At 60.1% G+C, this 13,743-nt stretch carries 11 protein-coding genes; 7 read left to right on the top strand and 4 right to left on the bottom strand.

Annotation, left to right across the window (positions count from 1 at the left end):
* The first annotated feature begins 89 nt into the window (after nucleotides 1-89).
* The 6 genes from N7D90_RS22265 (at nucleotide 90) to N7D90_RS22240 (ending at nucleotide 7,313) form a co-directional block, all read left to right on the top strand.
* Entirely contained in the window at nucleotides 90-698 is a 609-nt protein-coding gene (locus N7D90_RS22265) for a YqiA/YcfP family alpha/beta fold hydrolase (RefSeq protein WP_261739990.1), read from the top strand.
* A 52-nt stretch (nucleotides 699-750) separates the two neighbouring features.
* Nucleotides 751-2,655 carry a DNA topoisomerase IV subunit B gene (gene parE / locus N7D90_RS22260; RefSeq protein WP_261739989.1) on the top strand — a complete coding sequence of 635 codons (1,905 nt, stop codon included), beginning with the start codon at nucleotides 751-753 and terminating at the stop codon, nucleotides 2,653-2,655.
* The gene (locus N7D90_RS22255) at nucleotides 2,655-3,635 is read left to right on the top strand and encodes an esterase-like activity of phytase family protein (protein ID WP_261739988.1); all 981 of its coding nucleotides are present in this window, start codon (nucleotides 2,655-2,657) and stop codon (nucleotides 3,633-3,635) included. Before parE ends, N7D90_RS22255 begins: the two co-directional genes overlap by 1 nt.
* Nucleotides 3,632-4,153, top strand: coding sequence for a TIGR02281 family clan AA aspartic protease (locus N7D90_RS22250; protein ID WP_261739987.1), 522 nt, complete (start codon nucleotides 3,632-3,634; stop codon nucleotides 4,151-4,153). Before N7D90_RS22255 ends, N7D90_RS22250 begins: the two co-directional genes overlap by 4 nt.
* Nucleotides 4,154-4,164: 11 nt before the next feature.
* Nucleotides 4,165-6,429, top strand: coding sequence for a DNA topoisomerase IV subunit A (gene parC, locus N7D90_RS22245; protein WP_261739986.1), 2,265 nt, complete (start codon nucleotides 4,165-4,167; stop codon nucleotides 6,427-6,429).
* Nucleotides 6,430-6,608: 179 nt separating this feature from the next.
* Entirely contained in the window at nucleotides 6,609-7,313 is a 705-nt protein-coding gene (locus tag N7D90_RS22240) for a membrane integrity-associated transporter subunit PqiC (RefSeq protein WP_261739985.1), read from the top strand.
* Nucleotides 7,314-7,381: 68 nt separating this feature from the next.
* On the opposite strand, the gene N7D90_RS22235 is transcribed toward N7D90_RS22240, so the two are convergent.
* Entirely contained in the window at nucleotides 7,382-8,935 is a 1,554-nt protein-coding gene (locus tag N7D90_RS22235; RefSeq protein ID WP_261739984.1) for an AhpA/YtjB family protein, read from the bottom strand.
* Between the two features lie 132 nt (nucleotides 8,936-9,067).
* Here N7D90_RS22235 and serB point away from each other — a divergent pair, with 132 nt between their 5' ends.
* Nucleotides 9,068-10,279: a phosphoserine phosphatase SerB gene (gene serB, locus N7D90_RS22230; RefSeq protein ID WP_261739983.1), complete on the top strand. Its 1,212-nt coding sequence runs from the start codon at nucleotides 9,068-9,070 to the stop codon at nucleotides 10,277-10,279.
* A 109-nt stretch (nucleotides 10,280-10,388) separates the two neighbouring features.
* On the opposite strand, the gene asd is transcribed toward serB, so the two are convergent.
* Genes asd through N7D90_RS22215 form a run of 3 tightly spaced genes read right to left on the bottom strand, consistent with a single transcriptional unit; the run spans nucleotide 10,389 to nucleotide 13,668 of the window.
* Complete coding sequence (asd, locus tag N7D90_RS22225) at nucleotides 10,389-11,255, bottom strand: archaetidylserine decarboxylase (RefSeq protein ID WP_261739982.1); 867 nt, start codon at nucleotides 11,253-11,255, stop codon at nucleotides 10,389-10,391.
* Nucleotides 11,256-11,264: 9 nt separating this feature from the next.
* Complete coding sequence (locus N7D90_RS22220; RefSeq protein ID WP_261739981.1) at nucleotides 11,265-12,092, bottom strand: rhodanese-like domain-containing protein; 828 nt, start codon at nucleotides 12,090-12,092, stop codon at nucleotides 11,265-11,267.
* 37 nt (nucleotides 12,093-12,129) lie between these two features.
* Nucleotides 12,130-13,668, bottom strand: coding sequence for an HDOD domain-containing protein (locus N7D90_RS22215; RefSeq protein ID WP_261742511.1), 1,539 nt, complete (start codon nucleotides 13,666-13,668; stop codon nucleotides 12,130-12,132).
* Nucleotides 13,669-13,743: the final 75 nt, after the last annotated feature.

Raw genomic sequence — 13,743 nt, 5'->3', positions numbered from 1 at the left:
TTGAAGCGAGTCATTGCCCTTGAGTCAGGCTAAACTGCGCGTCTTTCTTGATGCTGTGTTCAGCTTAATGTGTCTTCGGGGGTCATCACATGTCGGGTTCAATCTTGTATATCCACGGGTTCAACAGTGCCCCCGAGTCCAAGAAGGCCACGCAGTTGACGACAGTGATGCAGCGCATCGGGCAAGGCGAGCAGTTGCGGGTGCCAGCCTTGCACCACCATCCGCGTGAGGCCATGGCCCAATTGCAGGCCGCGATCAGCGAGCTGGGCAGGCCATTGCTGGTCGGTAGCTCGCTCGGCGGCTACTATGCGACCTGGTTGGCCGAGCAACATGGCCTCAAAGCCTTGCTGGTCAACCCGGCCGTCAGCCCGCATCGGATGTTCGACGGTTATCTGGGCACGCAAACCAACCACTACAGCGGCCAAACCTGGGAACTGACCCACGATCATGTGCAGGCGTTGGCCGAGCTCGAAGTGGCAGCACCCCAAGACCCGCAGCGGTATCAGGTGTGGTTGCAAACAGGCGATGAAACCCTGGACTACCGCTACGCTGAAAAGTACTACGCGGCCTGTACATTGCGTATTCAGGCGGGTGGCGATCACAGTTACCAAGGTTTCGCCCAGCAACTGCCAGAGCTGTTGAGCTTTGCAGGGATAGGCGCCGAACAGTTTCAAACCATCGACTTTGCGGCCCTTTAAGGCGCCCGTCGAATGGCCCTTATTTTTCACTTACGACTAACGACGAGACCCTATGGCCACTCCCAGCGCTAGCTCTTATAACGCCGACGCCATCGAAGTCCTCTCGGGCCTCGACCCGGTGCGCAAACGCCCTGGCATGTACACCGACACCAGTCGGCCCAACCACCTGGCTCAGGAAGTCATCGACAACAGCGTCGACGAAGCCCTGGCCGGTCACGCCAAGTCGGTGCAAGTCATTCTGCACGCCGATCACTCACTGGAAGTCAGCGATGACGGGCGCGGCATGCCGGTGGACATCCACCCGGAAGAGGGTGTGTCAGGTGTCGAGCTGATCCTCACCAAGCTCCACGCGGGTGGCAAGTTCTCCAACAAAAACTACCAGTTCTCCGGCGGCCTGCACGGCGTGGGGATCTCGGTGGTCAACGCGCTGTCGACGCTGGTGCGGGTCAAGGTCAAGCGCGACGGCAACGAATACCAGATGACCTTCGCCGATGGCTATAAAGCCACCGATCTGGAAGTCATCGGTACGGTCGGCAAGCGCAACACCGGCACCAGCGTGTACTTCGCGCCGGACCCCAAATACTTCGATTCGCCCAAGTTCTCGGTCAGCCGTCTCAAGCACGTCCTCAAGGCCAAGGCCGTACTGTGCCCGGGGCTGCTGGTCAGCTTTGAAGACAAAGGCACCGGCGAAAAGGTCGAGTGGCATTACGAAGACGGCCTGCGCTCGTATCTGGTCGACGCGGTCAGCGAATTCGAACGCCTGCCGGATGAGCCGTTCTGCGGCAGCCTGGCCGGTAATAAAGAAGCCATCGACTGGGCCTTGCTGTGGCTGCCTGAAGGGGGTGACAGCGTTCAGGAAAGCTACGTCAACCTGATCCCTACAGCTCAGGGCGGTACTCACGTCAACGGTTTGCGCCAGGGTTTGCTCGACGCAATGCGCGAGTTCTGCGAGTTCCGCAGCTTACTGCCGCGTGGCGTGAAGCTGGCGCCCGAAGACGTGTGGGAACGCATTGCGTTCGTGCTGTCGATGAAGATGCAGGAACCGCAGTTCTCCGGCCAGACCAAAGAGCGACTGTCCTCCCGTGAAGCGGCAGCATTTGTATCGGGCGTGATCAAAGACTCCTTCAGCCTGTGGCTCAACGCCAATCCCGAGATGGGCATGCAGCTTGCCGAACTGGCGATCAACAACGCCGGACGCCGGCTCAAGGCCAGTAAAAAGGTCGAGCGCAAGCGCATCACCCAAGGCCCAGCCTTGCCGGGCAAACTGGCCGACTGTGCCGGGCAGGATCCGATGCGTTCCGAACTGTTCCTGGTAGAGGGTGACTCCGCTGGCGGCTCAGCCAAGCAAGCACGGGACAAGGAATTCCAGGCGATCCTGCCGTTGCGCGGCAAGATCCTCAATACCTGGGAAGTCGACGGCAGTGAAGTGCTGGCCAGTCAGGAAGTGCACAACATCGCCGTAGCCATCGGTGTCGATCCGGGCGCAGCCGATATCAGCCAGTTGCGCTACGGAAAAATCTGCATCCTGGCCGACGCCGACTCCGACGGTCTGCACATTGCGACTTTGCTCTGCGCGTTGTTCGTGCAGCACTTCCGTCCGCTGGTGGACGCCGGTCACGTGTACGTGGCGATGCCACCGCTGTACCGCATCGACTTGGGCAAAGAGATTTTCTACGCCCTGGACGAAGCAGAACGTGACGGCATTCTTGACCGGCTGGTGGCCGAGAAAAAACGTGGCAAGCCACAGGTCACGCGATTCAAGGGTCTGGGTGAGATGAACCCGCCACAGTTGCGCGAAACCACGATGGACCCAAATACCCGTCGCCTGGTGCAACTGACGCTGGAAGATTACGCCGCTACCAGCGAAATGATGGATATGCTGCTGGCCAAGAAGCGCGCCGGTGATCGCAAGTCATGGCTCGAATCCAAAGGTAACCTGGCGCAGGTGCTGGCCTGATGCGCAGTGCCTTGCTGGGCTTGCTCTGGTTGGGTGCTGCGCCAGTCATGGCCAATACCTGGCCAGAGCTGGTGCTGCAGTCAGAGCACCCGGTTGCAGGCATGCGCGGTGGCAATCTGTCTGGCCTGGCGCTGTGTTCAGGTGAGTTGTGGACCGTCTCGGATCGCGATGATGATCAGATTTATCGCCTTGATCAGCGTACTACCGTGTGGCAAGCCGAGGCCCTGAGCATTGAAGTTCCGCCGCCGCCGGAAAGCGGCTTGCCGTGGGGTGTACGGATGATGGGTAAAGCCATCAGCCCGTTGCGCGGCGGTGCTCTGGATTTTGAAGGCATCACGTGCGACGACGCGGGCAACCGCTATGTGGTCAGTGAAGCCCATGCCGCTGTGTTGCAAGTTCCGCTGACGGGCGCGCCGGCCTGGCTCAAGATTGACCCGACGTTGGTGCGTCAGGCCCGTGCCAGTGGCATGTTGCTGCATTTTAATGCGTTGTTTGAAGGCATCGCCATCAACCCGCAGGGCAACCAGATCTGGCTGGCGGCGGAGCGTGAGCGCCGTGGCTTGCTGACCATCCGCAAAAAACAGAGTGTGTGGGATTGCGCAGGCGGTTGCGTACTCATGAGTGAAGGCGGTCTTGAACAGGCGCCGCCTCAGCTCAAGGCCAGGGCCCAGCAAAAGGATTTTGCCGATCTGGCGCTGTTCGAGGGCAAGCTGTTTACCCTTGAGCGCATGGCCTATCGCATTTGTCGGCGTACCCCGGATACGGGTGAAATCGAGCGCTGCTGGTCATTTGGCAATGATGCTTTGACCGAAGGGCGGCTTTATAACAGCGCCTATGGCAATGCCGAGGCCTTGAGCCTGGATGCCAAAGGCGCCTGGATCGGTGTCGACAACGGCAACCATGTCCGTGCCGATGGCGAGAAGCGCCCCATCGTCTGGCGCTTTGCTGCCCCGCAAGGTGGTTGGAGTGTCAAATCATGAGCCAGCAAGCACCGGGTAAAGGTGTCGGTCGCGTCTTCATGATCGTGGCTTGGTGTGCCGGGCTGTACCTGGCAGCGCAATTTTTCGGGCGCTGGGAACAGCGTCAGGCAAACCCCAATACCGAAGTCACCTCGCAACAAGGCGAGGGTTATATCGAGGTCAAACTGCTCGGCAACGCGCAGGGTCACTTCGTCGCCAGCGGCCGGATCAACAACGTGCCGGTGGAGTTTTTGCTGGATACCGGCGCCACCGATGTGGCAGTGCCGATGGATCTGGCCAGACAACTGGCGTTGCCCAAAGGTGTCCCCGTGACCCTGAACACCGCCAATGGCCGCACCCAGGGCTATCAGACCCGCATCGACCGGCTGCAACTGGGCGCCATTGTGTTGCGCGACGTGCGTGCAGTGGCGGCTCCGGGGCTGGAAGGCGAGCAAGTGCTGCTGGGCATGAGTGCGCTGAACAAACTTGAATTTACCCAGCGCGGCGGCACCATGCTGCTGCGCCAGACAACGAACTGAATGAGGTCCGCATGAGCGACTCCCTTGAACTCAGCCTGGACGGCGTAGAACGCCGGTCACTGGCCGACTTCACCGAACAGGCCTACCTCAACTACTCCATGTACGTAATCATGGACCGGGCCCTGCCGCATATCGGCGACGGCCTTAAGCCCGTACAGCGGCGTATTATTTACGCCATGAGCGAATTGGGGCTGGACGCTGACTCCAAGCACAAGAAATCGGCGCGTACCGTCGGTGACGTCCTCGGCAAGTTCCACCCCCACGGCGACTCGGCGTGCTACGAAGCCATGGTGTTGATGGCGCAGCCGTTCAGCTATCGCTACACCCTGGTCGACGGTCAGGGCAACTGGGGTGCGCCGGACGATCCCAAGTCGTTCGCGGCCATGCGATACACCGAAGCGCGCTTATCGCGTTACTCCGAAGTGCTGCTCAGCGAGCTGGGCCAGGGCACTGCGGACTGGGTGCCAAACTTTGACGGCACCCTCGACGAACCTGCGGTATTACCCGCACGTTTGCCGAACATCCTGCTCAATGGCACCACCGGTATCGCCGTGGGCATGGCCACCGACGTGCCGCCGCACAACCTGCGTGAAGTGGCAGCGGCTTGCGTGCGCTTGCTCGACGAGCCCAAGGCCACCGTTGAGCAGCTGTGCGAGCACATTCAGGGCCCGGACTACCCGACCGAAGCTGAAATCATCACCCCCCGTGCTGACCTGCTGAAGATCTACCAGACCGGCCGTGGTTCGGTGCGCATGCGTGCCGTTTATCACATTGAAGACGGCGACATCGTGGTCACCGCGCTGCCGCATCAGGTATCCGGTGCCAAGGTGCTGGAGCAGATCGCGGCCCTGATGCAGGCCAAGCCGACCAAGCTGGCAATGGTCACTGACCTGCGCGACGAATCTGACCACGAAAACCCGTGCCGTATCGTGATCATTCCGCGTAACAACAAGGTCGATCTCGACGAACTGATGCAGCACTTGTTCGCCGTAACCGAGCTTGAGTCCACGTTCCGGGTCAACATCAACATCATCGGTCTGGACGGTAAGCCGCAGCTGAAAAACCTGCGCGCTTTGCTGGTGGAATGGCTGGAGTTCCGGGTTAATGTGGTGCGCCGCCGACTGCAGTTTCGCCTCGATAAAGTCGAGCGTCGCCTGCACCTGTTGGACGGTTTGCTTACCGCGTACCTGAACCTCGATGAAGTGATTCACATCATCCGTACCGAGGAACACCCCAAGGCCGAGTTGATTGCGCGCTTTGCCCTGAGCGAAATCCAGGCTGACTACATTCTCGACACGCGCTTGCGCCAGTTGGCCCGCCTTGAAGAGATGAAGCTGCGCACCGAGCAAGATGCGCTGCGTAAAGAGCAGGCCAAGCTGCAAACCCTGTTGGGCAGCGAAACCAAGCTTAAAAAATTGGTCCGCACCGAATTGCTGGCCGATGCCGAAACTTATGGCGACGACCGTCGCTCGCCAATTGTGTCTCGTACTGAAGCCAAAGCCCTGTCGGAAAACGAACTGGTGCCGACTGAATCGGTCACGGTTGTTCTGTCTGAAAAAGGCTGGGTGCGTTGCGGTAAAGGTCACGACCTGGATGCGACAGGTTTGTCCTATAAAGCGGGGGATGGTTACAAAACCGCCGCGGCCGGACGTTCCAATCAATTTGCGGTGTTTATCGACTCCACGGGGCGCAGCTACTCGGTGGCGGCGCACACCTTGCCGTCGGCCCGTGGCCAGGGCGAGCCGCTGACCGGCCGCTTGACTCCACCGCCCGGCGCAAGCTTTGAATGTGTGCTGTTGCCGGAAGACGATGCGCTGTACGTTATCGCCTCTGATGCTGGTTACGGTTTTGTGGTCAAGGGTGAAGACCTGCAAGCCAAAAACAAGGCTGGCAAGGCATTGCTCAGCCTGCCCAAAGGCGCGCAAGTCATGCAGCCAAAGCCCGTCAACGACCGCGAGCACAACTGGCTGGCAGCCGTGACTACCGAGGGCCGCCTGCTGATTTTCAAAGTCAGCGACCTGCCGCAACTGGGCAAGGGCAAGGGCAACAAGATCATCGGTATTCCCGGCGATCGCGTGGCCAACCGTGAAGAATATGTGACTGACCTTGCCGTGCTCCCGGACAACGCCACACTGGTGTTGCAGGCAGGCAAGCGCACCTTGTCGCTCAAGGCGGATGATCTTGAGCACTACAAAGGTGAGCGTGGCCGGCGGGGTAACAAACTGCCGCGAGGCTTCCAGCGTGTGGATGCCTTGTTGGTAGAAATACCCAATTAAGCCTGTTTAGGTGCCCGATCTGCGTTTTTTACGCGCAGATCGGCGCGACAGCGCTGGAGTCAGGTCCAATATTCGCGGATGATATGCCGCGTTTGCGACACGGCTCATGGCAATGTGCCTTGCGAACCTTTCGAGAATCACACTGCGGCCTGCCATATGGCGGCCACCTGGATGGAATGATGAACGTTCTACGCCTTCCCTTAATTGCGTTGCTGACCGGTGTGTTGGGTCTGGCGGGGTGCAGCACGCACCAGCCCGCGGCCTTGTACCAACTGGACAGCGGCACCCCCGGCCAGCCTGCGCAAAGCGCCGGCATGGCCGTGGTACTTGGCCCGATCAGCGTGGCCGACTACCTGCAACGTGAAACCCTGCTGCAACGTCAACCCGATGGCAGCCTGAGCGCCGCAACCGACGGTCGATGGGCTGGCAGCCTGTCGTCAGATATCGATCAACTGCTGGTGCGCCAGCTGGCGTGGCGTCTGGACAGCCAGCGTGTTGTTCTGGCGCCTGCCACTGCGGGCTTCAGCCCGGATGTACAGGTACTGCTGTCGATCACTCGCCTGGACTCGGGCAAGAACCTGCCCGCAGTGCTGGATGCGCAATGGCGTTTGATTGACCGTCGCGGGCAGGTGCGTGACAACCGTATTGTTCACCTGGAGCAGCCGCATGCGGGCAGCACGGCTGATCAGGTCAAGGCGCAAGGCAAGTTGCTGCAGCAGTTGAGCGAGCAATTGGCAGTGGCGCTTAAACCACTGGCCAACCAGCCACCGCTGGTTGAACCGCGCAAGCCAGCGGCCCGTGCCGAGCCGAAGCAAGAAGCGGAAAAGCCGAAAATCCCTATGGCTTCACCGATTCGTACGGACATGGAAGTGTTCCGCTTCTAGGTTAAATGCCAGAAACAAAAAATCCCGCACATGTGCGGGATTTTTTATGGAGGGTCAAAAGCCCTCTTCTATACCCGGCTCTCGTGCATCCGCGCCAGTTGGCGTTCCAGCATGGACGGGTAGGGCTCCATCAGGCGCTCAACACAGCAGGCGCCTTCAGGGCTGGCAATCGGACGGATGCGGGCACGCTGACGAATCAGCGAGTCGTCGCTGATCTTGCGCTCAACCAGCAGCAGGTTGCGGCTGTGTTGCGACAGGGCAAGGGCGTCCTGCGCGGTTTCAGTCAGCAGCAGGTCAATCTGGCTGATGCCGCTCAAGCCTTCGCCCAGTACCAGGCCGAGTTGCAATTGCAGGGTGATGCCGCTGTCCGCGACTTCGATCTGCAAAGCGTGACCCAGGGCTCGCAGCAGTTCGCCGCAGCAAATGGCGTTGGTCAGGTAGTCTTCGCCGCTGTCTTCGCTGTGGAACAACATCAGCGTGCTGCCATCGTTCAGTGTGTGCAGCTCGCTTTGATACAGCGAAGCCGCCTGATTCAGGCAGTCGCGATAGCGCTCCAGCAGCTCCATCAACCGGGCGCGGGGTAGGCGACGCAGTTGTTCTTGTGCGCCCAGTTGCACCGCGAGCACGGCACTTGGCTGTGGCGCTGTGGACGCGGCCGGTTTGGGCTTGGCCAGCACAACCGGCGCCGCTTTGGTGGTGCCAGTGTCGCGCAGATCGGCGAACGGATCTTCGTCGTCGTTCTCGTCTTCTTCGGTGTTGATCAACTGCCGGGGTGCTGCTTTAGGGGCAGGGGCAGGTGGGGTCTCATCGAAAGTAGGGTCGCTCAGGTTGCGTACTTCGAAAGTAGGCTCGTTGTCTTCGGCTTCTTCGTAGTCGCTGTCGTCGTAGTCTTCTTCTTCCGGTTCTGGCTCGGGTTCCGGCTCGGGTGCCGGAGGGGCCAGGCGGGTGTGAAGCTGACGGGCCAGATCACCGATTTCATCCTGGCGCTGAATGGCCGGGGTGTACGGGTCGGGTTCGCGCAGCCATACCCGCAGTTGCAACAGCGGTGTGGTGATATGGCGACCCAAACGCAAGCTCAAGGCCAATGCCAGGGCCAGTAATATGGCGCTCAAGATGCCCATGCTCTGCAGGCTGATAGTCATCGGCTGCTCAAACTGGTTCATATCCAGACTGATACGCAGATGCCCAGCGGTCACATCCTGAAAGGTGATCTTGGTTTGATACACGCCTTCGGTTTCGCCCAACAGGCCGTTCTTGGGACGTTGCCCGGCTTCGGCGAGGATGCGGTTATCGACACTATAGATAGCCGCGTGGGCCACCAGTGGATTTTTGGTCAGGTTGTTGAGCAGCACGTTGAGGCTGAGGATGTCGTTGGACACCAGCAGCTCGGTCGCCGAGGTAGCGGTTTGCGTGGTCAGGCTCTGACCCAGGGCATCGGCCTGTTCGTGCATGGCCTGCTTGAATTGCAGCCCCATCACTACGGCGTAGATGACCAGCGCCAAGGCGACCAGAATCACGTTATGGGTGGCAATGCGCAGAGCAAGCGGAACGCGACGATCGCGCAGGGCCCGGAAGATCAGCAGGAAGAAGTTATCTGTTTTGACAGGCAATGGCCGGTTCACTGAGCGCGGCTCTTAGTCCGTTAAGTTGGTGCGCAGTATAGCGAGCAGCCCGGAGACGGCAAAGCCTTGGCGGTGCCCGATGGTCACTGAAAGTGGGTAGAATGCGTTTTTTTTAGCGAATGGGGGTGTGCCTTGCGCGAAATCGTCCTGATAAACATCACCGGTGAAGATCGTCCGGGTCTCACTGCGGCCATTACCGGTGTACTGGCCAGCAATGGTGTGAATATTCTCGACATCGGTCAGGCCGCCATCCATGGCGTTTTGTCGTTGGGTTTTCTGGTGGAAATTCCGCAAGCAGAGCTGGTTTCGGCGGTGCTCAAAGACTTGCAGCCATTGATTGCCCAGGAAGGCCTGCAACTGCGCTTTGACCCCATCAGCGAAGAGCATTACCAGCGCTGGGTCAACGAGCAAAGTCAGACCCGTCATGTGGTAACGCTGATGAGTCGTCAAGTGACTGCCTGTGAGTTGCAGCGTGTGACCTCGATCATCAGCCAGCATGGGCTGAACATCGAGCAGACGGATCGCCTGTCAGGCCGTGTGCCGCTGGATGCGCCGACTGCGTTGAGCAAAAGCTGCATCGAGCTGCGTGTTTGCGGCGAGCCTGTAGATGTGGATGCGCTGCGTGCCGACTTCTTCAACCTGGCGCAGGAACTGAGCGTGGACATCGCGCTTCAGGAAGACACCCTGTTCCGTCGCAATCGCCGTCTGGCGGTGTTCGACATGGACTCCACGCTGATCGAAGCCGAAGTGATCGACGAGTTGGCCAAGGCTGCGGGTGTCGGTGAACAGGTGGCTGCAATCACCGAGCGTGCGATGGCCGGTGAGCTGGACTTCAAGGCCAGTTTCAAGGAGCGCATGGCGCTGCTCAAAGGTCTGGATGTGGGCGTGCTGGATGCCATCGGTGCCTCGCTGCGCCTGACCGAAGGCGCCGAAGTACTGTTTGCTGAGCTCAAACGACTGGGCTACAAGACCGCCATCCTGTCGGGCGGCTTCACCTACTTCGCCAAGCAGGTCCAGGCGAAGCTGGGCATCGACTATGTGTTTGCCAACGAGCTGGAAGTGGTGGATGGCAAGGTGACCGGTGTCGCGGTCGAGCCGATTGTTGACGCACAACGCAAGGCGGACTTGCTGCGTGAACTGGCGCAAAAGGAAGGCTTGAGTCTGGAGCAGACCATTGCGGTCGGGGATGGTGCCAACGACTTGCCGATGCTGGCGATTGCTGGGCTGGGTGTGGCATTCCGTGCCAAGCCGCTGGTTAAAAAGTCGGCTAAGCATGCCATTTCGACCCTGGGTCTGGATGGCGTGCTGTATCTGCTGGGCCAGCGCGACCGTAAGGGCCTGTAAATAAACTGTGGGAGCGGGCTCGCTCGCGATGGCATCACCTCGGTGATTCAGATGTACCGAGTTGACAGCATCGCGAGCAAGCCCGCTCCCACAGGTTAAGGTTTATGTTTTATTCGGCGTGAGCCGGCGCACCAATGCTCTGCCCCATCATCACCGGCGAGCCCGCCGTCAGGCCTTCAGCCCATTTCACCTGGTCCGCGCCGAACAGCACGATGGCGGTAGAACCCAGTTTAAAGCGACCCAGCTCGGCACCTTTCTCCAGATGGATCGGCGCACGGGCAGCTTCGTCGTAGCGGAAGGTTTTCAGCTCGCGTTTAGGCGGCGTTACCAGACCGGCAAACACGGTTTCAATCGATGCCACGATCATGGCGCCAACCAATACCACGGCCATCGGGCCACGCTCTGTATCAAAAATGCACACGGCACGTTCGTTGCGGGCAAACAGCTCCGGCACGTTTTCGGCCGTGGTCTGATTAACCGAGAACAGGCGGCCCGGTACGTAGATCATTTCGCGCAGGGTGCCCGCCAGTGGCATGTGGACGCGGTGGTAGTCCTTGGGCGACAGGTAAATGGTGGCAAAGTCGCCGCCAGTGAACTGTGCCGCCACAGCAGGATCGCCACCCACCAGCTCCAGCACGCTGTAGCTGTGACCTTTGGCCTGAAACACGCGACCGTGCTCAATCGGGCCCAACTGGCTGACTGCGCCATCGGCAGGGCTCAACACCGCACCGGGGGTTTGATCCAGCGGGCGGGCACCGTCTTTCAAGGCGCGGGTGAAGAAGGCGTTGAAGTGCTCGTAGGCGGTAACGTCCTCAACCAGTGCTTGGGACATATCCACTTGATAACGCTTGGCGAACCAGGTGGTGAACGCATTCTTGAACCAGCGCACGCGGCATTCGGCAATGCAGCCGGCCAGGCGTGAGAGCAGGTGATGCGGCAGCAGGTACTGACTGAGGAGGAACAAACGCTTTTTCATTCAAGGTCCTTAATTTTTTACAGGCAGCTCGACAGGCGTATCGGGATGGTTGCCCCATTCGCCCCAAGAGCCGGCGTAGCCTTTGACGCGCGGATAACCGAGCGATTTGGCGACGAGATAAGTAAAGCCAGAACGGTGGTGAGTCTGGCAGTGGGTAATCACTTCTTTGTCTGGCGTGATGCCCAGGTCCTTGAGGATCTGCGCCATGTCAGTGCGGATTCGCAAGCTGCGGGCTTTATCCATGCCAGCGGTCCATTCAAAATTCATCGCTCCGGGGATATGCCCGCCCTTGGCCGCCAGCACTTTTTCGCCCGTGTATTCGGCTGCGGTGCGCGCATCCCAGATTGCCAGGTCGGCAGCGCCCAAGCGGCTTTGCAGGTACTCGCGGGTCGCGGTAGGTTCGTCGTGCAAGGTCAGTGACACTGTGCCGTTGGCGGCTGGCGGTACGTCCTGGCTGACTGCGTAACCGTCGCCAATCCAGGCGTGAATGCCGCCATCCAGGTAGTGATAAGCCTTGTGCCCGATCACATCCAGCAGCCAGATAAACCGCCCGGCCCAACCACCGCCTTCGTCGTCATACACCACGTAGACCGCATTCGGGTTATGCCCCAGTTCACCGAACAGCGTCTCGAGCGCAGCCTGGGACGGCAGCAAGCCGGGTGCCGGTGGCAGTCCCAGTTGTGTGCGCTTGGGATCGACGAAACGAGCCCCCGGAATATGCCCGGCTTCGTAGCGCGCGACGCTGGTCAGGTCGACCAGAATCAGTTCGGGGGCGTCGAGCCGGGCGAGCAGGTCGCTGGGCTCAATCACTAACGGCAAGCCAGAGAAGCCAGGCATGTGAAGCCTCCAGAGCAAAAAAGGGGGGATTGTAGCGCTAGCGCCCGCGAGTACTAAAGCTATTCAGGGCTTTCTCGATACATTGGGCGGTTTTGCCAAATGCCTGCACGCTGGTTTCAGAAAGTGGCCCGCCGCCCTGATCCGCGAGGATCAGCATGACTACGCGACCGTTGCTGCTCAGCGAGCGTAGCAGCAGATGCTCGCCAGGGAACAGGCTGCGCAGGCTATAGGGCAAAACAGCGGATATCACGGCGTTGTTCTCGGGCGTCAGGCGTACTTGCGCCGGTTGCGTCATCAAGCGTTGCAGCGCCGTGCTCTCACTGATGTTCAGATTCAGGTCGAGGGCGGTCTTTGCCAGTCCTGCCATCTGGTTGACGCTCAGAGTCGTCGAGGTTTTATCGGGGGTCAGCAACATCATCCGGCGCATGCCGCACGCGAGCAAGGCTTCACGGGCGCAGGTGGTCAGGTGCATCGGGTTAGTAAACGCGCTCGGTTGCTCCAACAGTTCCCCACAATGCTTGCGCCACGCGGTCAGTGCCTCGGCCGATGGCGGTGGTGCAGCCAGCGCGGCGGGGCCGGTACGGCGTGCATCCCACGGCCAGAGCAACGCCTGGGCCGGGTGCCAGAGGTCTGGCAGCGAGTGGTAGCGTGCGCTGCTCACGGCCTGTTGGTGCGCCTGCTGTTGCACTTCATCCAGCGGCATTTGCAGGTACAGGCTGGTGATAAACTGCCAGCGCAAATTATGCGGTGTGTCCCAGGCCTGCTGGGCCGACAGCGCCAGGCAGTTGGCCAGTAACACGCTGTTGGCGGGATGGTTGAGCCAGCGCCGCAGTGCTGGCTCTGCGTCCAGCTGCTGTTGCTGGCGCAGCGGATGATGAGTGTCGCGGGCAATGTGCAACACCTTGACCAGCGTGCGACGCTCGTTGGTGATTACCGTATGACTATGCGTCACCCAGGCCGGCAGTCGCCACAGCTCGGCCAGCGTGCGGCAGATCTCAAACAGCGGTACACCAAACAGGGCCAGCTCGACTTTTTTGGCGCACTCGCCTTGCTCGATTACCCGTCGTTCCCAGGCTTCAAGCAGTAGCGGGTGGGCAAGCGCCAGGGCCCACAGCGGCGACAGAAACAGCAAGCTGCTCCAATAGATTTCTTGCCAGAGCCGCGCCAGACGATTGCCGAACAGGCCAATGGCTTGTTGTGCCGCATGCTGGCTGATGAGCTGGATTTGCCGATAGGCCAGCGGGATTTCTTCGATTGCCAGGGCGGGTACGTTTTCGAGCAATGCTTGCGTACGTTTCAGGCCCAGGCGATTGATGGCCACTTCAAGGCTTTCGGCCGGCTCGCTCAGGCTGCTCTGGGCTTGCTGATTAGCCTCGCGAATCAGCCTAAGCGCGAGTGCCGGGCTGTCCTGCATGACCTCGGCAATCTCGCGCAATGAGCGGCGATTGTCGTTGATTGCCTTGTATGCCCGCAGATGGCTGTTCTGCGGAATCGGCAGATCAACAGCGTCCAGGCGTGCGACCCAGGCATCGAGGGTGGTGGGTGTAGATGTCGGTGCGCAGGTTTCGTTGGCCATGGTGGGAACGCGGTCATCATCGATTGTGGACACGCCCGTAATGGGTTGAATGGCTTTTCGGCTTTACCGCCTATA

The sequence above is a fragment of the Pseudomonas fragi genome, from assembly GCF_025426255.1.
Classification (GTDB): domain Bacteria; phylum Pseudomonadota; class Gammaproteobacteria; order Pseudomonadales; family Pseudomonadaceae; genus Aquipseudomonas; species Aquipseudomonas kulmbachensis.
Note: the sequence above shows the minus strand (reverse complement) of the source record. Positions and strands in the feature narration are given on the sequence as shown.